We start from the raw sequence: 18549 nt of genomic DNA on the forward strand, positions 1-18549 counted from the left end.
AGCCAACCCGGCGACGGAAGCACCGAGCAGCGCACGGCGGGAGAGATAGAGGGATTCAGGCGTGACGTCCGACTCTTTGCAATCGGATCGCTTGGGAAGCTTGATAAACATGGCAACTCCGTAGCATTGGAGGACTGATGCACCAATAGACTACGGAGTCTGCGCGAAATTACATCACTCGCCAGCTTTGTGCCGACGAAGATGCAACAGGTACTGGATCGGGCCCGAGGCCGCATAGGCGAGGAAAATCAGCAGCAGGATGCGCGGCGGGTCGCTGAACACCACGGCGAATACCAGCACCACGGCAAGAATCGCCACAAACGGTACGCGCCCCTTGAGATCCAGCTCCTTGAAGCTGTTGTACTTGATGTTGCTGACCATCAGCATCCCGGCCGCCGCCACCAGCAAGGCTACCAGGAACGACATCTTCGAACCCTGGATCCCGTAGTCGCTGAACGCCCACACCGTACCCGCCACCACGCCGGCCGCCGCCGGACTGGCCAGGCCGATGAAATAGCGCTTGTCGGCGGTACCGACCTGGGTATTGAAACGCGCCAGGCGCAACGCCGCGCCGGCCACATAGATGAAGGCCACCATCCAGCCGACCTTGCCCATGTCACCCAGCGCCCAGCCGAATGCCAGCAATGCCGGGGCAACACCGAAAGCGACCATATCGGACAGCGAGTCATACTCGGCACCGAAGGCACTCTGGGTATTGGTCATGCGGGCCACGCGACCGTCCAGGCCGTCGAGCACCATGGCGACGAAGATCGCAATGGCGGAGAAGGCGAAATACTTGCTCGCCCCCGCCGGATCCCCGGCACTGGCGGCGCTCTGCGCGCTCATCGCACTGATGATGGCGTAGAAACCAGCGAACAGGTTCGCGGTGGTGAACAGGTTCGGCAACAGGTAGATACCGCGATGGCGGACTTTCTGGCCATTGGCGTCATGCCCTTCCTCGACATGTTCGTCGATGGGCAACAGGCTTTCGGCGTCGGAGCCCTGACCAGGCTCTTCGGGACGTTCAGTCATTGACATTACCTTGCAGCTAAATGAATGGTTTCAACAGCACTCGGCGACCACGATGGGAGCACAAAACGGTCCCGCTTTATACCAGAAGCGCCCCGGCCTGAGGGAAAACCTGGAAGAGACGGGTCGATCAGCCTAGGACAACGTGCGGCAGAAATCGACTGCTGTCCTTGGTAATAAGACTATTGTCTTCACGGATGCCGATCCCGGAGGCCACATCCCCCACCACCCATGAGCCGATCACGGTGTAGCTGTCGTCGAACTTCGGCAACGAGGAAAACGCCTGCAGGATATAAGGCGCATCGGTGTAAGGCCCTCCCTCGACCACCACCTGATCGTCGCCGGTACGGATCTCGATATTCGCGCCCTCGCGGGAAAAGAACGGTTTGCGCACCCAGCCCTTGGGCACGGGCCGCAGCGGATTCTCGTCGACATAGGCAGGCAGCAGGTTGGGATGCCCTGCGTGAAATTTCCACAGCAGCGGCAATATACCTTTGTTACTGACAATGGCTTTCCAGGCCGGTTCGATAAACTGGGTGTCACAACCGGGTACCGCCTGGCCGAAGTCCTCATGGAAGATATGCTCCCAGGCATGCAGCTTGAACAGCCGCTCGATCCAGCGCCCGTCCAGGTCGACAAAGCGACCCTGCGCGGTAAGACCGATATCCTCGATGTCGATATGCCGCGCCTCGATTCCCGCATGCGCCGCCATCTTGCGCAGAAAGTCCGTGGTCCCGCGGTCCTCCTCCGAACCCGACATGGCCGAGAAGTAGAACGCGCCTCCAGGCGCAAATGCCGCGAAAGCCCTGACCAGATCTTCAGCAAGGGTATTGAACTGGTTGGCGTGCGCCGGCAGTACACCCCGGGCGATCTGTTCCTCAAGCCAGAGCAACTGCACGGCACCGGCTTCGAGCAGACTGGTGGGCGTGTCGTAATTGGCTTCCAGGCACTTGGCTGGACCGCTGCCGTCATACGCCAGGTCGAAACGCCCATACAGATGCGGATGCCCTTGCTTCCAGGAATCGCGGACCAGATCGAAAAACGCTGGCGGTATGGCCAGGCTCGTCAGCAGCTCTTCGCTGTCGACGACCCGCTCGACCACATCCAGGCACAGGTCGTGAAGCGCCTTGGTTGGCGCCTCAAGGTCGCGAGTGATCTGCTCTTCGGTGAACAGGTAATAACCACGCTCATCCCAATAGCGCTCGCCACCGATGGTGTGAAAAGCAAAACCTTCGCGTTCGACGCTTTCGCGCCAATGCGGGCGCTCTTCGATGCTGATCTTTTTCATCCTGGCCGCGCCCCTCAACCGCCGGAACTGAAGATGCCGCTGCTCTTGCCGCCCCAGCCACTGCGCGCGGTAGCCTGACTGCCGAAACCGCCACGCGAGACTGTCGAGGACAGCGAACCGGAACCGCTGCCCAGACTCTTGCCGAGGGTGGCAGGGGTATAGGTGTTGGTGGAGCTGCTGCGAGCCTGGGTCGAACGGCTGAACGACTTGCCCTCGTCGATCTGCCGCGACAGTGTCGAGCTGCTATAGGCGCCGCGGCTGTCACGATTGTCATAGATCGGCTGGGAATAGTAGCGCCCGCCGCCGCCACTGTTGCTGAGCAGATTGCCGAGCAACAGCCCGGTCAGCAGGCCGCCGTTACCGCCACCACCACTGCCTCCCGACTGCGCGGCCGCCTGCTGGGCCTGTTCGAGATCCTTGCGCGGAACCTGGCCGGACATCGCCAGTTCGAAGCCGCCCATTTTCGGCATGTACTTGCCGTCCGCGCCGACCTGGCAGTAGCCGGGGACGAAGTCACTGTCGCAGGAAGCCTGGTCGTCATAGGTCGGCGCGATACGCCGGTGATCGGCCAGCGCCTGCATGAAGGCGTCGGAGCAGACCTCCACCGGCACTTTCGCCGCCACACACTCCTCGACCGACTTGAAATTGTTCTTCGTGGTCACGTCCACGCGGTCCTGGGACGGACCGCAGGCGGACAGGGCCAGCGGCAAGGTGCCGGCCAGCACCAGTTTTACGGAGCTACGGGTTCTCATCGAATGATCCTTATCCTTGCCCTGGGCTCAGGTCGACGGCGTCATGCAGGCCGAATTCAGCAGCCCGACACTGATGGCCACGGCCGCCAAATAGATCGCCGCCGCCAAATCGCCGCGCACGATACGCGCGGACAGCCCCTTGAGCACCAGATTGGTCACGGCAAACGCCAGTAACTGCACCACGGCGGCGATCAGGACCCAGACGACGAAGTCCACGACGCTGACACTGTTGGCGATGATATTGCTGGCCGGCAGGGCAAACCCCACCAACGAACCACCCAAGGCTACCGCCGCGGCAGTATTGCCCTCGCGAATCAGGGCGAACTCCTTGTGCGGTGTCAGGCGGGTGTAGATGAACTGAAACAACACGAACAGGACCGCCGCCACCGCCATATAGATGATGAAGCCGTATACCGCGGTAGCGTTGAGCGACAGGCGCAGCGCATCGAGCATGATGATTTCCTTGTCAGAGAACTTCGATATCAGTGATTTGCAGCGTCACGCCAACGGCAGTGGACAGGGTGATCACCCCCTCCTCGTCTTCCTCGACCGAAAAGAGCAGGAACTCCCGGCGGTTGAGCAGACCGATATCGCGGGCATAGAGCATGCTCAGGTGCTTGATCGAGTAGGCGCCGTCCGGGCTCCTGACGAACTCCTGCATCGGCGTGAGTTCGGTCTGCCCGTCTTCAACCCCCCATTGGCGCCCATACTCCTCGCCTTCGAGTTCGTAGAGCGGCATGCCGATCTTCGCATTCGGGCCGGTCAGTTGCAGCAACTGCTCCTTGCTGTTGATCGTGGTGACGTCGTGATAGCCGAACAGGATGAGGTCCTGGATATCTTCGGCCGCGGGCCCGTTCATGACCATTTGCAGGAAGTAATCCTCATTGTCGAGGTAAAACCGCTGCAAGCGCATCGACTGCCCCAGATCGATATCGCCCACTGCCCAGACTTTCTCGTCATCCGGCAACACCACATGGGACTGCCCTTCGAGCAACAGCTTCAAGGAACGCTCCAGGCAAAGCATCCGCCCCGAGGCCAACCCCAAGGGATTGCCCTGCGCTACCGGGATCGCGCCCGCGGCAGGCGTTGGCGCCTCAAATCCCATGACGCGCTTGATCCAACTCATCGTGCCTCTCCTTCCTGTCGCGCCACCCGGCTATCCAGCCGGTTTTTCAGACGGCAAAAAGGGCAAACCGCTCACGCGTTTGCCCTGTGACCGCGATTTACTGACCCGAGCCAGGATTCTGCCGAGCCTTCAAGCGAGCCAGCACATCACTGCCGCTGCCCGACTTGGCGCCGATACCCGCCTGCTGCAGACGGCGCTCCAGATCGCCGCCATTGGACTCATCGGCCAGCTCCTGCGCGGCATCCAGCTTGGCATCCCGCTCGTCCTGGCGCTGCTTGATCCGCGCCAGCGAACCGACCGCGGTTTCCAGCTTGCCATTCGCCCCACTGGTCGCCGCCGCCGTGGCGACACGAGCCTGCTGGACCGTCTCGCGGGCCTTGGCCATCTCGACCTGCTGCTTCAATCCCTTGATCTGGTTTTCCGACTTGGTCACCTGGGCATGCAGCGTCTCGACCTGGGCTCCGAACTGATCGGCCAGGAGTTTTTCCTGATCGCGCTGGGCCTCGATCTCGGCAACCTTGTTGGCACACTCGCCCGCCAGGCTTTCCTCGCCCTTATCCAGCGCGGCCATGGCCTTGGCTTCCCAGTTGGCGATGTCGTTGTTCAGGCCGTCGAGGCGTTGCTGCGACAGCTTGTAGCGCGCCTTGATGTCGACCAGGCCGTTCTTGGCCTTGGCTACGGCGTTCTCGGCGTCACGCTGTTCCTGCTCGAGAATGCGAATGGCGTTGGCGTCGACGATGGTCTCACCCACCTCGGAAACACCCCCGCGAATAGCGGTCATGACTTTCTTCCAGATACTCATTGAAAACTCCTTGGGGACTTCATTGAACGTTGATGTGGTCTTCGAACGCTTCCACCGCACGGATCACGTTCTCGGCCAGGGTGAAGATCTCCTGGACGATCACGGTGATCGTGGAAGCCGCGCTCAGCGCGCCGAACATGCAGTAGACCTCGGTGCCGTCACCGAGCCGCTCGATGCCCACGGAGGACAGTGGGAACAGGTCACGGCTGCGCAGCACCAGGCTGTTGAAGACCACCGGATCCTTGACCTTGCTCACTTCGACCAGGGTCGCGTCCACCAGGATCTGGTCACCGGACACCGCCAGGTACAGTGGCAGGTCGCCGAATTCGCTCAGGGTCAGGGTAATGCTCTGCTCCGCGCCTTCGGCGAGGGTCAGGACAATCTCGCCACGGGACACAACCTCCAGTTCCGCCAGCGCCTTGTGCAGCGAGTTGATCGTCCAGTTGATGTTCTCAGTCATGAAAGCCTCCAGTTTGATCCGTTCACCCAGGAAGGGCTGGCGTAACGCCTTTTCGATACCCCGCAGGGCCGTCGCATTCTCGGGAAGAATCCAGAATTCCCGCTTCACCAGACCCGCTTCGCGCAAGCGCGCGCGCATATCGCGAACGTAGTCGGCGGTGGTCTTGGTCTTGGCCGGTGATGACGTTTTTCCGCCCGACAGAGGCTTGTCATCCGCTGCTTTTCTACGAGGCATCTGTCCTCCGAAAAATCTTACATGTAAGTAAACTACGACTTCTATCCGGAATGTTCAACATCTGACATGAAAGGTTTATGTGACAAAATAAAACGCCCCGACAAGTCGGGGCGTTGGTGTTCAGCACATACCGTCGCCCAGCCCCAAAGGGCCGGACAACCGGCTGAGCGTCGACTCAGTTCTTGGTTTTGTCGACGATCTTGTTCGCACCGATCCACGGCATCATCGAACGCAGTTGTTCGCCGATGATCTCGATACCGTGCGCGGCGTTGTTACGACGCTTGGCGGTCATCGATGGGTAGCCGGTAGCACCCTCGCTGATGAACATCTTCGCGTATTCACCGTCCTGGATGCGCTTCAGAGCGTTGCGCATGGCTTGGCGGGATTCGGCGTTGATGACTTCAGGGCCGGTCACGTACTCGCCGTACTCGGCGTTGTTGGAGATCGAGTAGTTCATGTTGGCGATACCGCCTTCGTACATGAGGTCAACGATCAGCTTCAGTTCGTGCAGGCACTCGAAGTAGGCCATTTCCGGCGCGTAACCGGCTTCAACCAGGGTTTCAAAACCGGCTTTGACCAGCTCGACGGTACCGCCGCACAGGACGGCTTGTTCGCCGAACAGGTCGGTTTCGGTCTCGTCCTTGAAGGTGGTTTCGATGATGCCGGTACGGCCACCGCCAACGCCGGCGGCGTAGGACAGTGCAACGTTCTTGGCGTTGCCCGAGGCGTCCTGGTAGATCGCGATCAGGTCAGGGATACCGCCGCCTTTGACGAACTCGGAACGCACGGTGTGGCCTGGAGCCTTCGGCGCGATCATGATCACGTCGAGGTCGGCGCGCGGCACAACCTGGTTGTAGTGGATCGCGAAGCCGTGGGAGAAGGCCAGGGTGGCGCCTTTCTTGATGTTCGGCTCGATTTCGTTCTTGTACAGCGCGGACTGGAACTCGTCCGGAGTCAGGATCATGACCAGGTCGGCAGCGGCAACGGCGCTGGCCACGTCGGTCACTTTCAGGCCATGGGCCTCGGCCTTGGCCACGGTGGCCGAACCTTTACGCAGGCCGACGGTCACGTCGACGCCGGAGTCTTTCAGGTTGCACGCTTGTGCGTGACCCTGGGAGCCGTAACCGATGATGGCAACTTTCTTGCCCTGGATGATCGACAGGTCGCAGTCTTTATCGTAGTAAACCTTCATGAAATTCTCCTCTATATCCAGGCCGTTCAGGCCATTCGCTAAATTAAGTTAAACGCTCAGTACTTTGTCGCCACGGGCAATCCCGGTGACGCCGCTACGTACGGTTTCCAGAATCGAGGCCGTCCCGATCGACTGGATGAAGCTGTCCAGTTTGTCGCTTGTACCGGTCAGTTGCACGGTATAAACGCTGGCGCTGACATCGACGATCTGACCACGATAGATATCGGTAGTGCGTTTGATCTCGGCGCGCTGGGCGCCAGTAGCCTTGACCTTGACCAGCATCAGTTCACGCTCGATATGAGCACTTTCCGACAGGTCCACCAGCTTGACCACTTCGATCAGCTTGTTCAGGTTCTTGGTGATCTGCTCGATGACTTCGTCATGCCCCACGGTGGTCAGCGTCAGACGCGACAGGGTCGGGTCTTCGGTCGGGGCCACGGTCAGGCTTTCGATGTTGTAGTTGCGTTGCGAAAACAGGCCAACCACACGGGACAGAGCGCCAGGTTCGTTTTCCAGAAGCAGGGAAATGATGTGCCGCATGATTAGGTACGCTCCGTCTTGCTCAGCCACATATCGCGCATGGAGCCGTCTTTGATCTGCATCGGGTAGACGTGCTCGCTGGTGTCGACCTGGATATCGAGGAACACCAGGCGATCCTTCATGGCGAACGCTTCTTCCATCTTCGGCTTCAAGTCTTTCAGATCCGTGATACGGATACCGACGTGACCATAGGCCTCGACCAGCTTGACGAAGTCAGGCAGCGATTCCATGTACGAGTGCGAATGACGACTGCCGTAGCTCATGTCCTGCCATTGGCGAACCATGCCGAGCACGCCGTTGTTCAGGCTGACGATCTTCACCGGCAAGCCGTACTGCAGGCAGGTCGACAATTCCTGGATGTTCATCTGGATGCTGCCCTCGCCAGTGACGCAAGCAACGTCGGCGTCCGGGAAGCTCAGCTTCACACCCATGGCGGCGGGGAAGCCGAAGCCCATGGTGCCCAGGCCACCGGAGTTGATCCAGCGGTTGGGCTTGTTGAACTTGTAGTACTGCGCCGCGAACATCTGGTGCTGACCGACGTCGGAGGTCACAAAAGCGTCGCCCTTGGTCACTTCGCACAGGGTTTCGATCACGGTCTGTGGCTTGATGATACTGCCGTCGCCCTTGTCATAAGGGAACAGGCCACGATCGCCGCGCCATTCGTCGATCTGCTTCCACCAACTGGCCACCGACTCCTTGTTCGGCGTCTCGCCGATTTCCTTCAGGGCCGCGACCATCTCGCTCAGCACGCTCTCCACCGGCCCAACGATAGGCACGTCTGCCTTGATGGTCTTGGAGATCGATGCCGGATCGATGTCGATGTGGATGATCTTGGCGTTCGGGCAGAACTTGGCCGGACCGTTGATCACCCGATCATCGAACCGCGCGCCCACGGCCAGGATCACATCGGCGTGGTGCATGGTCAGGTTGGCGGTGTAGCTGCCGTGCATGCCGAGCATGCCGACGAACTGACGGTCGGTGCCAGGGTAGGCACCGAGGCCCATCAGGGTATTGGTCACCGGCAGGTTGAGCAGTTTGGCCAGTTCCGTCAGTGGTGCGGAACCGCCGCCGAGGATCACCCCGCCACCCGAGTAGAGCACCGGACGCTTGGCCGCCAGGAGCATTTCGGCCGCCTTGCGGATCTGGCCGGAGTGGCCGCGTACCGCCGGGCTGTAGGAGCGCAGCTTGGCTTTTTTCGGGAAGATGTATTCGAACTTCTCGGCCGGGTTGGTCATGTCTTTCGGGACATCGACAACCACGGGGCCGGGACGACCGGATTGCGCCAGGTAGAACGCCTTCTTCATGACTTCCGGGATTTCCGAAGCGTGCTTGATCATGAAGCTGTGCTTCACGATCGGCCGCGAGATACCGATCATGTCGGTTTCCTGGAACGCATCGGTACCGACCAGGGTGCTCGGCACCTGACCGGAGATGATCACCATCGGAATGGAGTCCATGTAGGCCGTGGCGATACCGGTGATCGCGTTGGTCGCGCCCGGGCCCGAGGTCACCAGGACCACGCCGGCTTTACCGGTGGCACGGGCGTAGCCGTCGGCCATATGGGTCGCCGCCTGCTCATGACGAACCAGGATGTGGGTGACTTCCGGTTCCTTGAACAGGGCATCGTAGACATGCAGAAGAGCACCACCCGGGTACCCGTAGATATATTTGATGCCTTCGTCACGCAAAAAGCGGACGAGCATCTCACCGCCAGATAAAAGCTCCACGTTGTTCACCTCTAAAACGCCAGAATACCGTCCACACACTGGAGACGGGTCTTAATAGGTTTACTTCTCAGCAGAGCATGAGCGACGGTGGTCGCCGACTACGTCAGCACTGACTGAGCAAGTATTGGGAGTGCCCCAAGTGTTGCGGGGGTTTCCCACCCAGCGCGAGGTAACGCGTTGCGGGTGTAACAGGTCGGCGCGGATATGCGCCTCATGATCTGCCGAGTGGGCCTGCTTCTGGCAGTCCCTCTACAGCGGACTTTGGATTGTTCTGATTCGTCCCGCTCAAGTCAAGTCATCTTGTGAGCTTTCTTCTAACTAAGCGCATGACAACGCAGAAGAAAACCTTTCCCAAGGGAATGTGCTACGTTGCTTATCGCATTGTCTGACAAGGAAACCTGATGCGTAGAAGCATTCTGATCACTGGCTTGCTGTTCGCCTTGAGCCCCCTGTGCCAGGCCGGCCAGATCTACAAATGGGTCGACGCCCAGGGCGTGACGCATTTCGATGCACAGCCGCCAGCCGGGCAATCGGCCACCGTGGTGACGCCGGCGGTCGGCAATGTCCCCGCGCCGCCGCGCGCCGCCTTGCCAACGAGCGCGCCGGTGGGCGACCAGAACGCCGTGGATGCCAAGGTCAAGAAGCAGATTGCCGATCAGGAAGCGGCCCGCAAGGCCTATTGCGAGAAGGTGCGGACCAACCTGGCGCAACTGGAAAACAATGCCCGGGTGCGCGAAGAGGTCAATGGCGAATTACGCCGTCTGACCGAAGAAGAGCGCCAGACGCGACTGCTGGAGGCGCGCAAGGCGATCGAGGAAAACTGCTCGTAAACACCCGCCTCATGAGCACCCAGGGCCCGTGAACGGCTTGCTGGCGATAACGACCGGAAGATCAGTCATCGCCGGCAAGTCGGCGCCTGCAACTTAGCGGGTCTCGACAATCAACCGGTCGAACTGCGCCAGCAAGCGCTGCAAGCCACGCCCCTGCCCCGGGCGCTGGGCATAGACCATTTCCGCCATGGCCAGAATCCCGGAAGCATTGGGCAGCGGCAGGTCCTGCTCGAGAATCACCTTCATTCGCGGCAGGAAGATCCATTGCAGCCACTGCTCGAACTCCAGTGTATCGACACTGAACGGTTCGACGCTGGCCAGGGCCTCGGCGCTGGGCGCAACCTCGTCCCAGCAACCCTGGGCGCGCAACTCCCGCTCGATCAGCAGGAGTTGCTCGGCAATCAACGGAAAACGCGCATCCATCAGTAACCGACCTTGGCCTTCTGCTGCGCCTGGGCGGCACCCGCGGCATCACCCTGCTTGCTCCGCGCCTGGGCAATGATGCCCCAGAGGTTGGCCTGCAGATCCGGACGCCCGTTGGCAAAGCTCAACCCGCGTCGGGCCAGTTGCTCGGCCTGCGGCGCATCGCCCTGGGCCATGCGCACCTGGGCCAACCGATAAAGCACTTGCGGCTCACGGGGAGCCACGCGCTGGGCACGCTCAAGACTCGATGAGGCACCATTGAGGTCGCCCGTGGATTGCTGCTGCTGAGCGGTGGTCAACAACGCCAGCACCGGGCCGTCCAGTTGCTCGTCGGCGGACAAGCCGCCAGCGCTGCTGCTGGAAGGAATACCGCTCGGCGCGACCGGGCTCGGCATGTTGTAGCCGCCCTGACTCGGCGCCGGGTTGTAAGCACCCTGGTTATAGGCCCCCGAGTTGACGGGCACGCCCTGGATCGGCGCATTGTTCGTCGGCCCAGGGGTAATCGGTCCCGGCGTGAACGGTTCGGTACTGATCGGTGCCGACGTTGTCGCGCCGCCGCCCGGAATCATCACCACCACGCCGGAATCCTGCGGCACCGCCTGGGTCTGGCTCGGTACCGGCCCCTTGATCACGCTCTTGCGGAAACCGCCCGTGGACGAGATCCGTTCGTTGTTGGAGACCGCGGTCCCCGAATCGACCACCGGGATCGAACCCCGCGGAACACTGGAGCAACCGCCCAGCACGGTCAGCGCTGCAAAAGCTGGAATCCACCACTTGTTCACGTCAAACCCTCTTTACTCAATTCAACCAGCCCTTGACCCAATCCATCACTTCGGTGGCCGGCGCAGGCACCGCGCCACCGCACGCCGCACCGGGCACGGGTTCACTGCCGCGAATATACGGCATCTGCACCGCCCCCGGGCAATTGGCATCGGAACCTTGCCCGGTGTGCGGATCGACCCAGGCCTGGACCACGTTATCCGGTTGCGGCATATCCAATGGCAGTGGATCGGCCTTGCGCATGAAGCTGGTCCAGACCTGCAAGGCGCCAGTGGCACCGGTGAACGGTGTCTTGCCGTTGTCATCGCGGCCGAGCCAGACCACGGCCAGCAGGTCCTGGCCAAAACCGGCGAACCAGCTGTCACGCGAATCGTTACTGGTACCGGTCTTGCCGGCCAGGGTCAGGGTCTTGGGCAGGACGTTGTACACCCCGCTCCCGGTCCCCTCGCGCATCACCCGCTGCATCGCCGCCTGGATCAGGTAGATCGAGCCCGCATCGAAACGCTGCTGGATCTGGAACGGATAGCGCTTGAGCGGCTGGCCTTCGGCCGTCAGGACACTGCGAATACCGCGCATCGGTGTATTGAAGCCGCCATTGGCCAAGGTCTGGTACATGGTCGCGACTTCCATCGGCGTCATGCCGCCAGCCCCCAGCAACATTGCCGGGAACGCGGGAACTCGCGAGTGATACCGAGGCGTCCGAGGGTCTTGAGGACATTCGGCACGCCCAACTCCAGACCCAGCCGAGCCGTCGACAGGTTGTAGGAGTGCGCCAGGCCCTGATAGAGGAAAATCGTACCGTGGGAACGCCGATCGTAGTTCTGCGGCTTCCAGACCTGCCCGTCGGCGCCTTTCACCGAGAAGGATTCGTCCGACAGCCAACTGGTCAGCGTGTACTGGCTGGGCTTCTCCAGCGCCGTCAGATACACCGCCGGCTTGATCAGCGAGCCGACCGGCCGTACCGCATCCAGCGCCCGGTTGAAACCGGCAAAGCTGGCCTGGCGACTGCCGATCATGGCCTGGACCTCACCGGTTTCCGGGTTGGTCACCACCATGGCCGCCTCGACATCGTCACCGCCCTTGCGCCCGGCCAGACGTTTGAAGGTATCGTTGACCGAGGCCTCGGCCTTCATCTGCAGGATCGGGTCGAAGCTGGTGAAGATGCGCAAGCCTTCCTCGGTCAAGTCTTCGTCGCGGTAGTCTTCACGCAGTTGCCGCTTGACCAGGTCGAGGAAACCGGGGAACGAGCTGTCCGCCAGGCTGCCGCGGGCGGTCACCCCCAGCGGCATCTTCTTCGCCGCCGCCACTTGCTCGGCGGTCGCCACGCCCTGCTGCTCCAGCAGGTCGAGGACCAGGTTACGTCGTTCCAGCGCCCGCTCCGGGTAACGCCGCGGGTTGTAGTAGGACGGACCCTTGACCATGCCCACCAGCAAGGCCACCTGGTGCAACTTCAACTCCGCCAGCGGCTGGCTGAAGAAGAACTGGCTAGCCAGGCCGAAGCCGTGCACCGCACGCTGGCCGTCCTGGCCGATAAAGACCTCGTTGAGGTAAGCCTCGAGAATCTCCGGCTTGCTGTAATGCAGCTCCAGCAACAAGGCCATCATGGCCTCGGTCAACTTGCGGCTGAGGCTGCGCTCGTTGGTCAGGAAGAAGTTCTTGACCAACTGCTGGGTCAGGGTACTGCCGCCCTGGCGCATCTGACCGGCCGAGGTATTGACCCAGATGGCCCGGGCAATCGACTTGGGCGAGACGCCGAAGTGATGATAGAAATCCCGGTCCTCGACCGCGACCAGGGTGTCGAGCAGGTACGGCGGCACCTGATCGATCTTGATCAGGATGCGGTCTTCAAGGTTCTTCGGGTACAGGCCGCCGATCAGCAGCGGCTCAAGGCGCACCACCGACAGCTTCGAACCGTTGAGCGAGGACAGCTCGGCCACATAGTCGCCGGAGAAGCGCACCCGCACCGGCTGGGCCGACTCCATGCCTTCATAGAACTGGAAGCCACGGGTGTTCAAGTCCACGGTATTGCCGCTGACCGCCGCCGCCCCCGGGCCATTGGCCACGGCTTCGCGACGATAGCCGAGGGCATCGAGTTCGGTGAGGAAGTCTTCCTTGCTCAGCTTCTGGCCGGCGAACAACTCCAGCGGCCGGGCATAGACCTTGGCCGGAATGGTCCAGCGCTTGCCGGAGAATTTCTCCTGCACCACGGCATCGAGGTAGACGGCAAAACCGGCCAGCACGACGAGGCCCACCAGGCTGAGCTTGATCGCCCAGCCAAGCCAGGGACGCAGGCGGCCAGCGGGAGGTTTGGATTTGGCACGGGAACGGGGGGATCGGGTACGAGTCATGGCGGCGGATTATACGCACTTTATTGACGTTCAACATGTACGTCCGGCGGTTTGCACCAGCGCCGCCAGCGGCCATAATGAGCGCCATGAATTTACCGCCCTCTGAAGGATCGCCAGTGAGCCAGTCCCTGATCTCCGCCCTGCAAAACCCGGCCCTCTACCCCCACCCGGTAGAAGCTTTCCAGGTTATCGAAACCCACATTTCCTGGGTCCTGCTCACGGGCACCTATGCCTACAAGATCAAGAAACCGGTCAACTTCGGCTTCCTCGATTTCACCGAACTGTCCGCGCGCGCGCACTTCTGCGCGGAAGAACTGCGCCTGAATCAGCGCCTGACCGATGGCCTGTACCTGGAAGTCGTGCCGATCACCGGCAGCGCCGAGGCCCCCGTCCTGGGCGGTACGGGCCCGGCCATCGAATACGCGCTGAAAATGCGCCAGTTCCCACAGAGCCAACTGCTGAGCACCCTGCAGGCCAACGGCGAGCTGACCAGCGCGCACATCGATGCAATGGCCCAACAGATCGCCGCGTTCCACCAGAGCGCCCCCGAAGTGCCGAAAGCGCACTACCAGGGCAGCCCGCAGGCGGTCATGGACCCGGTCCAACAGAACTTCGAGCAGATCCGCCCGTTCCTCAGCGAAAAAGCCGACCTGGCGCAACTCGACGCCCTGCAAGCCTGGGCCGAAACCAGCTTCGAGCGCCTCAAGCCGCTGTTCCTCCAGCGCAAGGCCGAAGGTTTCATTCGTGAATGCCACGGCGACATCCATCTGGGCAACGCCACCGTCATCGACGGCAAGGTGGTGATCTTCGACTGCATCGAGTTCAACGAACCCTTCCGCTTCACCGACGTCTACGCCGACACCGCCTTCCTGGCGATGGACCTGGAAGACCGTGGCCTCAAGAACCTGGCCCGGCGCTTTGTCAGCCAGTATCTGGAACTGACCGGCGACTACCAGGGCCTGGCCCTGCTGAATTTCTACAAAGCCTATCGCGCCCTGGTCCGCGCCAAGGTCGCGCTGTTCAGCATGTCGCCCGAGGATCCGCTGCAACGCGCCAGTTGCCTGCGCCAATACCGCAACTATGCCAACCTGGCGGAAAGCTACAGCACCATTCCCTCACGCTTCCTGGCGATCACCAGCGGCGTCTCCGCCGTCGGCAAGAGCCACGTCGCCCTGCGCCTGGTGGAAGCCCTGGGTGCCGTGCGCCTGCGCTCGGATGTCGAGCGCAAACGCCTGTTCGGCGAGCAGCAGGTCGAGAACCGTGTCGGCGATGGCATCTATAACCGCGACGCCAGCGTGCGCACCTACCAGCGCCTGCATGAAATCGCCGATATCGTCCTGCGTGCCGGTTTCCCGGTGGTGATCGACGCCACCTACCTCAAGCGCGAACAGCGCGATGCCGCCGCCAAGGTCGCCGAAGCCACCGGCGTGCCGTGCCTGATTCTCGACTGCAGCGCCCCGCAAGCCGTGATCGAAAACTGGCTGGCGCGGCGCCAGGCCGATGCCGTCGATCCGTCCGACGCTACACTGGAAGTGATCGCCGCCCAGCAAGCCAGTCGCGAAGCCCTGGGCGCCGATGAAATACTGCGCGCCAAGCACGTCGAAACCCATGAAAGCGGGAGCCTCGACGCCCTGGTCGAGCAGATTCGCCAGCGCCTGCCAGGCCTGTAGAAAACTATTTCAGCCGTGACGCCGCAAGTGCTTCACGGCTGAAACATAGCGGCATTATACTGGCGCCATGATACCAACAGGAGACGTCTCATGAGCCATCCCAAGCTGCTCGACTCGCCCTTGTATGCACTGCTGCACAAGGATGATATCGCCGGCTTCAACAAGGCCCGCCCCAAGGAAGGCCCGATCGATATGCGCGGCGGTGATTTCCGCGGCCTCGACCTGCGCGAACTGAATGCCGACGGGATCGATTTCACCGACGCCTATTTCCGCTCCGCCGATCTGCGCGGCGTGGACCTCCAGAAAGCCATCCTGAGCGGCGCCAGCGTGGCCCATGCGCAGATTTCCGGCACCTACTTTCCGGCGGAGCTGGGCCCGGCCGAGATCCTCATGTCGGTACAATTCGGTACGCGACTGCGCTACAGCGTCTAGTTCTTGCGACGCGGGCCCGGAAATCGCGGCAGTACCTGCCGTCCGGTGCTCGCTCGTGAGCTGGATCGCGGTTTTGCCGTGGGCGCCAGCCTTCTCACACCCTTCCACCTTGGCGCGAAGCAGCATTCACGAAAGCTGTGGCTTAGAAGCATTCGCACCAACGCCAAGCAAAGAACCACGCTTTTCCTACTGACCGCTACACTCCTTTCAGGCTTGCCTACTCTCGTCCACGCAGCGTTCGGCCGTCGCAAGGAGGCTTGATGAACGATGAACTGCAACACCTGAAAAACCTTGGCAAGACTTCGGCGCAATGGCTGCACGCCGTGGGTATCCACAGCGCATCGGATTTGCGTCGATTGGGAGCGGTGGATGCCTACCGCGCGGTCAGAACCCGCGGATTTCGCGCTTCGAAAGTGCTGTTGTATGCCATCGAGGGCGCATTGATGGGCATTCACTGGAACGATATCCCGCAAGAACGCAAAGAAGCCTTGAATAAACAGTTGGACGCGATATCGTCGCGTCATAAAAACTGATCTTGCAGGTTTGGCATGTATCTACTCGGGGAACAACCGGCCTACGCCGATGAACTGATCAATCGCCTGCAGGCGATCCCGGCACAACTACTCCAAGGCTTGAACCCCTGCGCGGCCCCCTTTGAGCTTGAGCAAACCGATGACCTGGACGCCTTGCTGCCTGACGATCAACTGTTCCTGATCGACAGTGGACTGCTGCATGCCCGGGTCGATGAGCGGGCACTGTTCTATCTGCATGAAGGCGACCTGGTCGGACTGCGCCAGGGCATCGACTGGCCGCGCTGCATCCTGAGCAGTGACAACCCGCTGCGCCTGATCCCCTATCGACGCACCGACGTCTTCGCGCATATCTACGCCGACCCAAGCCGTGCCGAAGCGCTGTTGCGCTACCTGATCGGCCAGACCGCCCTGCTCTCCGATGCCGTCAGCCGTTTGAAACAGCCGGAGTTTCGTAGCAGCAACGGTTTCCAGCAGGTGGCGAGCGGCGCGGTAATGATTCGCCAGGGTGACGATGCCGACCATGTGTTCATCATTACCGATGGCCATGCCGAGGCCTTTGTCGACGGGCACAAGGTCGGCGACGTGCCCAAGGACGAGATTTTTGGCGCCATGGCCGTGTTCACCGGCGAGAAACGCAGTGCCAGCGTGATTGCCAGCCAGCCCTGCACGGTCATGCTGATTCCCAAGGACCAGTTCCTCAGCCTGACCCAGAGCAACCCGCGCATCGCCCACAGCTTGATCGAAAGCATGGCGCGACGGATCGATCTGCTGAACAAGGAAGTGACGCGCCTGAGTGCCGCCAGCACGGCTGGCTGAACCGCTCCGGCATCGACCGCGGACCTGATGCCACACCCCGGACGAGCGGCCGAGAAAAAGACATTGACTTGCAAATGAGAATCATTATGATGAGCGCAACTGGTCGCGAGATCGGTTGGATTCTCTGGAAGTCCCTGGTTCGGGCTCTCGGATTATCTCCTCATCAGGCTAATCACGGTTATTGACCCGGCTTTTTGCCGGGTCTTTTTTTGCCCGCTCGAAAAGCGCGCCGTCAAACAACCTCGGCGGTACAGATGCGTCACTTCTCCCCGACCCTCGGCAATACCGGACACTCCAGCAGCGCCAGCAACTCATCCAGCAACCCCGACGCCCCCAGCCGCACGTGATCGGCGTTGATCCAGGGTGTGCCGAAGCGCGAACGCGCCAGTTCTATGTAGGTGCGCGCATCCTCGAAGGTGCGGATTCCGCCTGCCGCCTTGAGCCCGACCAGCCCGCCACGCTCGGCGATGGCCTCGAGCATGATGCGCACCGCCTGCTCGGTGGCGTTGACCAATACTTTGCCGGTACTGGTCTTGAGAAAATCGGCGCCGGCGGCAATCGCGTCCTGGCTGGCCTGGCGGATCATCTGCGGATCGCGCAGCTCGCCGGTCTCCAGGATCACCTTGAGCCGGGCTCGCCCCGCGCAGGCATCACGACAGGCGGCAACCATGCTCAAGCCGCTCTGCGCGTCGCCCATCAGCAACGAGCGATAGGGGTAGACCAGATCCACTTCATTCGCGCCGGCATTGATCGCCTCCAGGGTCTCGGCGACCACCGCGGCGACATTGGGCCCACCATGGGGGAAGTTGACCACGGTGGCGACCCGGATCGCCTGCCCGCCCAGAATATCCAGAGCGCGCCGCGCCAGGGCGACGAAACGGGGGAACACGCACACCGCCGCCACCGGACCGAAAGGTGTCTGCGCCCGCTGGCACAGCGCAATGATGCGGTCGGCATCGTCATCGCCGCTCAGCAAGGTCAAGTCGAGCAGGCCAATGGCCTGGCGTGCCAGTTGCTGATCGGCTTCATTCATCTGCTTCATCTTCACTCCCAACCCGAATCGTTGCATAACCATGGCGAGCGTCCACGGCGCCCCTCGGCAGGCCTGAACAGCCGGATGGCGCGAAATACGCTATGGGAGCCACAATAAAGGACTCCTCTTCGCCGGGGCATGCGCCAGCCAAAGACAAAGACTCGGCCCACAGCAAAACAAGAAACATCCCACGTCCACCCATCCCAAGGATCAGCATGAAGTTTCTCTGCGACTCGAACACCCTGGCCGACAACAGCAGTCGCGGGTTTGAAGTGGAAGGTCAGGCGCTTTTGGCCGTGCGCCGTGCGGGCCGGGTCTATGTCTACCAGAATCGCTGCCCGCACCGGGGCATCGCCCTGGAATGGCAACCCGACCAGTTTCTCGATCCCAGCGCCAGCCTGATCCAGTGCGCGACCCACGGCGCCCTGTTCCTGATCGAAAGCGGTGAATGCGTGGCCGGACCTTGCGCCGGGCAGTCACTGCGGGCGATCCCCTGCACGGAAGACGCCCAGGGTATTTGGCTGAAGCGCTGAA

At 61.5% G+C, this 18549-nt stretch carries 20 protein-coding genes and 1 pseudogene (1 of these 21 running past the window's edge); 6 read left to right on the plus strand and 15 right to left on the minus strand.

Features of this window, described 5'->3' with window-relative positions:
* The 11 genes from msrP to PFEN_RS27110 all read right to left on the minus strand — a co-directional run.
* Window positions 1-111: the beginning of a protein-methionine-sulfoxide reductase catalytic subunit MsrP gene (gene msrP / locus PFEN_RS27060; RefSeq protein WP_191485891.1), read on the minus strand. It extends 903 nt beyond the left edge of the window; 111 of the gene's 1014 nt are visible here — the first part of the coding sequence; the start codon lies at window positions 109-111; its stop codon lies beyond the left edge, outside the window.
* Between the two features lie 63 nt (window positions 112-174).
* Window positions 175-1032, minus strand: a complete 858-nt coding sequence (gene pssA / locus PFEN_RS27065) for a CDP-diacylglycerol--serine O-phosphatidyltransferase (protein WP_191489653.1) — start codon at window positions 1030-1032, stop codon at window positions 175-177.
* Window positions 1033-1159: 127 nt separating this feature from the next.
* A complete protein-coding gene (locus tag PFEN_RS27070) occupies window positions 1160-2317 on the minus strand; it encodes a glutathionylspermidine synthase family protein (protein WP_191489654.1) in 1158 nt (385 codons plus the stop codon).
* Window positions 2318-2331: 14 nt separating this feature from the next.
* Window positions 2332-3069 carry a DUF1190 domain-containing protein gene (locus PFEN_RS27075; protein ID WP_191489655.1) on the minus strand — a complete coding sequence of 246 codons (738 nt, stop codon included), beginning with the start codon at window positions 3067-3069 and terminating at the stop codon, window positions 2332-2334.
* Between the two features lie 27 nt (window positions 3070-3096).
* Window positions 3097-3522, minus strand: coding sequence for a DUF350 domain-containing protein (locus tag PFEN_RS27080; protein WP_191489656.1), 426 nt, complete (start codon window positions 3520-3522; stop codon window positions 3097-3099).
* A 13-nt stretch (window positions 3523-3535) separates the two neighbouring features.
* Entirely contained in the window at window positions 3536-4195 is a 660-nt protein-coding gene (locus tag PFEN_RS27085) for a DUF2491 family protein (RefSeq protein ID WP_191489657.1), read from the minus strand.
* Window positions 4196-4292: 97 nt separating this feature from the next.
* Window positions 4293-4997 carry a PspA/IM30 family protein gene (locus tag PFEN_RS27090; RefSeq protein WP_191489658.1) on the minus strand — a complete coding sequence of 235 codons (705 nt, stop codon included), beginning with the start codon at window positions 4995-4997 and terminating at the stop codon, window positions 4293-4295.
* Between the two features lie 19 nt (window positions 4998-5016).
* Entirely contained in the window at window positions 5017-5691 is a 675-nt protein-coding gene (locus PFEN_RS27095) for a YjfI family protein (RefSeq protein WP_191489659.1), read from the minus strand.
* A 175-nt stretch (window positions 5692-5866) separates the two neighbouring features.
* Window positions 5867-6883: a ketol-acid reductoisomerase gene (ilvC, locus tag PFEN_RS27100; RefSeq protein WP_191489660.1), complete on the minus strand. Its 1017-nt coding sequence runs from the start codon at window positions 6881-6883 to the stop codon at window positions 5867-5869.
* A gap of 48 nt (window positions 6884-6931) precedes the next feature.
* A complete protein-coding gene (gene ilvN, locus PFEN_RS27105) occupies window positions 6932-7423 on the minus strand; it encodes an acetolactate synthase small subunit (protein WP_057008762.1) in 492 nt (163 codons plus the stop codon).
* A gap of 2 nt (window positions 7424-7425) precedes the next feature.
* Window positions 7426-9150: an acetolactate synthase 3 large subunit gene (locus PFEN_RS27110; protein WP_191489661.1), complete on the minus strand. Its 1725-nt coding sequence runs from the start codon at window positions 9148-9150 to the stop codon at window positions 7426-7428.
* A 401-nt stretch (window positions 9151-9551) separates the two neighbouring features.
* Here PFEN_RS27110 and PFEN_RS27115 point away from each other — a divergent pair, with 401 nt between their 5' ends.
* Complete coding sequence (locus tag PFEN_RS27115; RefSeq protein WP_191489662.1) at window positions 9552-9980, plus strand: DUF4124 domain-containing protein; 429 nt, start codon at window positions 9552-9554, stop codon at window positions 9978-9980.
* Window positions 9981-10073: 93 nt separating this feature from the next.
* Here the strand turns inward: PFEN_RS27115 and PFEN_RS27120 are convergent, their stop codons facing one another.
* The 3 genes and pseudogenes from PFEN_RS27120 to mrcB all read right to left on the minus strand — a co-directional run bounded on the left by PFEN_RS27120 (window position 10074) and on the right by mrcB (window position 13531).
* Window positions 10074-10403, minus strand: coding sequence for a YqcC family protein (locus tag PFEN_RS27120; protein ID WP_191489663.1), 330 nt, complete (start codon window positions 10401-10403; stop codon window positions 10074-10076).
* On the minus strand, window positions 10403-11185 hold the full coding sequence (locus PFEN_RS27125) for a tetratricopeptide repeat protein (RefSeq protein ID WP_191489664.1): 783 nt from the start codon (window positions 11183-11185) through the stop codon (window positions 10403-10405). The genes PFEN_RS27120 and PFEN_RS27125 overlap by 1 nt, the downstream gene beginning before the upstream one ends.
* A gap of 16 nt (window positions 11186-11201) precedes the next feature.
* A pseudogene (mrcB, locus tag PFEN_RS27130) lies at window positions 11202-13531 on the minus strand (penicillin-binding protein 1B).
* 116 nt (window positions 13532-13647) lie between these two features.
* On the opposite strand from mrcB, the gene PFEN_RS27135 reads away from it, so the two are divergent.
* The 4 genes from PFEN_RS27135 (at window position 13648) to PFEN_RS27150 (ending at window position 16982) form a co-directional block, all read left to right on the plus strand.
* Window positions 13648-15201, plus strand: a complete 1554-nt coding sequence (locus tag PFEN_RS27135; protein ID WP_191489665.1) for an AAA family ATPase — start codon at window positions 13648-13650, stop codon at window positions 15199-15201.
* Window positions 15202-15291: 90 nt separating this feature from the next.
* Window positions 15292-15633 carry a pentapeptide repeat-containing protein gene (locus PFEN_RS27140; protein WP_191489666.1) on the plus strand — a complete coding sequence of 114 codons (342 nt, stop codon included), beginning with the start codon at window positions 15292-15294 and terminating at the stop codon, window positions 15631-15633.
* Between the two features lie 260 nt (window positions 15634-15893).
* Window positions 15894-16166, plus strand: a complete 273-nt coding sequence (locus PFEN_RS27145) for a TfoX/Sxy family protein (RefSeq protein WP_191489667.1) — start codon at window positions 15894-15896, stop codon at window positions 16164-16166.
* A 15-nt stretch (window positions 16167-16181) separates the two neighbouring features.
* Window positions 16182-16982, plus strand: coding sequence for a Crp/Fnr family transcriptional regulator (locus tag PFEN_RS27150; RefSeq protein ID WP_191489668.1), 801 nt, complete (start codon window positions 16182-16184; stop codon window positions 16980-16982).
* A 259-nt stretch (window positions 16983-17241) separates the two neighbouring features.
* Here PFEN_RS27150 and deoC read toward each other — a convergent pair whose 3' ends face one another.
* Window positions 17242-18024, minus strand: a complete 783-nt coding sequence (gene deoC, locus PFEN_RS27155) for a deoxyribose-phosphate aldolase (RefSeq protein WP_191489669.1) — start codon at window positions 18022-18024, stop codon at window positions 17242-17244.
* A 206-nt stretch (window positions 18025-18230) separates the two neighbouring features.
* Between deoC and PFEN_RS27160 the strand changes: the two genes are divergently transcribed.
* Window positions 18231-18548, plus strand: a complete 318-nt coding sequence (locus tag PFEN_RS27160; protein ID WP_191489670.1) for a Rieske (2Fe-2S) protein — start codon at window positions 18231-18233, stop codon at window positions 18546-18548.
* Window position 18549 lies beyond the last annotated feature (1 nt).

Origin of the sequence: Pseudomonas sp. FEN (genome assembly GCF_904067045.1) — a bacterium.
Lineage (GTDB): Bacteria > Pseudomonadota > Gammaproteobacteria > Pseudomonadales > Pseudomonadaceae > Aquipseudomonas.

Excerpts from the sequence above, each read along its gene's own strand:
- pssA (WP_191489653.1), bottom strand. The coding sequence starts at position 1,032 with ATGACTGAACGTCCCGAAGAGCCTGGTCAGGGCTCCGACGCCGAAAGC.
- PFEN_RS27070 (WP_191489654.1), bottom strand. The coding sequence starts at position 2,317 with ATGAAAAAGATCAGCATCGAAGAGCGCCCGCATTGGCGCGAAAGCGTC.
- PFEN_RS27075 (WP_191489655.1), bottom strand. The coding sequence starts at position 3,069 with ATGAGAACCCGTAGCTCCGTAAAACTGGTGCTGGCCGGCACCTTGCCG.
- PFEN_RS27080 (WP_191489656.1), bottom strand. The coding sequence starts at position 3,522 with ATGCTCGATGCGCTGCGCCTGTCGCTCAACGCTACCGCGGTATACGGC.
- PFEN_RS27085 (WP_191489657.1), bottom strand. The coding sequence starts at position 4,195 with ATGAGTTGGATCAAGCGCGTCATGGGATTTGAGGCGCCAACGCCTGCC.
- PFEN_RS27090 (WP_191489658.1), bottom strand. The coding sequence starts at position 4,997 with ATGAGTATCTGGAAGAAAGTCATGACCGCTATTCGCGGGGGTGTTTCC.
- PFEN_RS27095 (WP_191489659.1), bottom strand. The coding sequence starts at position 5,691 with ATGCCTCGTAGAAAAGCAGCGGATGACAAGCCTCTGTCGGGCGGAAAA.
- ilvC (WP_191489660.1), bottom strand. The coding sequence starts at position 6,883 with ATGAAGGTTTACTACGATAAAGACTGCGACCTGTCGATCATCCAGGGC.
- ilvN (WP_057008762.1), bottom strand. The coding sequence starts at position 7,423 with ATGCGGCACATCATTTCCCTGCTTCTGGAAAACGAACCTGGCGCTCTG.
- PFEN_RS27115 (WP_191489662.1), top strand. The coding sequence starts at position 9,552 with ATGCGTAGAAGCATTCTGATCACTGGCTTGCTGTTCGCCTTGAGCCCC.
- PFEN_RS27120 (WP_191489663.1), bottom strand. The coding sequence starts at position 10,403 with ATGGATGCGCGTTTTCCGTTGATTGCCGAGCAACTCCTGCTGATCGAG.
- PFEN_RS27140 (WP_191489666.1), top strand. The coding sequence starts at position 15,292 with ATGAGCCATCCCAAGCTGCTCGACTCGCCCTTGTATGCACTGCTGCAC.
- PFEN_RS27145 (WP_191489667.1), top strand. The coding sequence starts at position 15,894 with ATGAACGATGAACTGCAACACCTGAAAAACCTTGGCAAGACTTCGGCG.
- PFEN_RS27150 (WP_191489668.1), top strand. The coding sequence starts at position 16,182 with ATGTATCTACTCGGGGAACAACCGGCCTACGCCGATGAACTGATCAAT.
- deoC (WP_191489669.1), bottom strand. The coding sequence starts at position 18,024 with ATGAAGCAGATGAATGAAGCCGATCAGCAACTGGCACGCCAGGCCATT.
- PFEN_RS27160 (WP_191489670.1), top strand. The coding sequence starts at position 18,231 with ATGAAGTTTCTCTGCGACTCGAACACCCTGGCCGACAACAGCAGTCGC.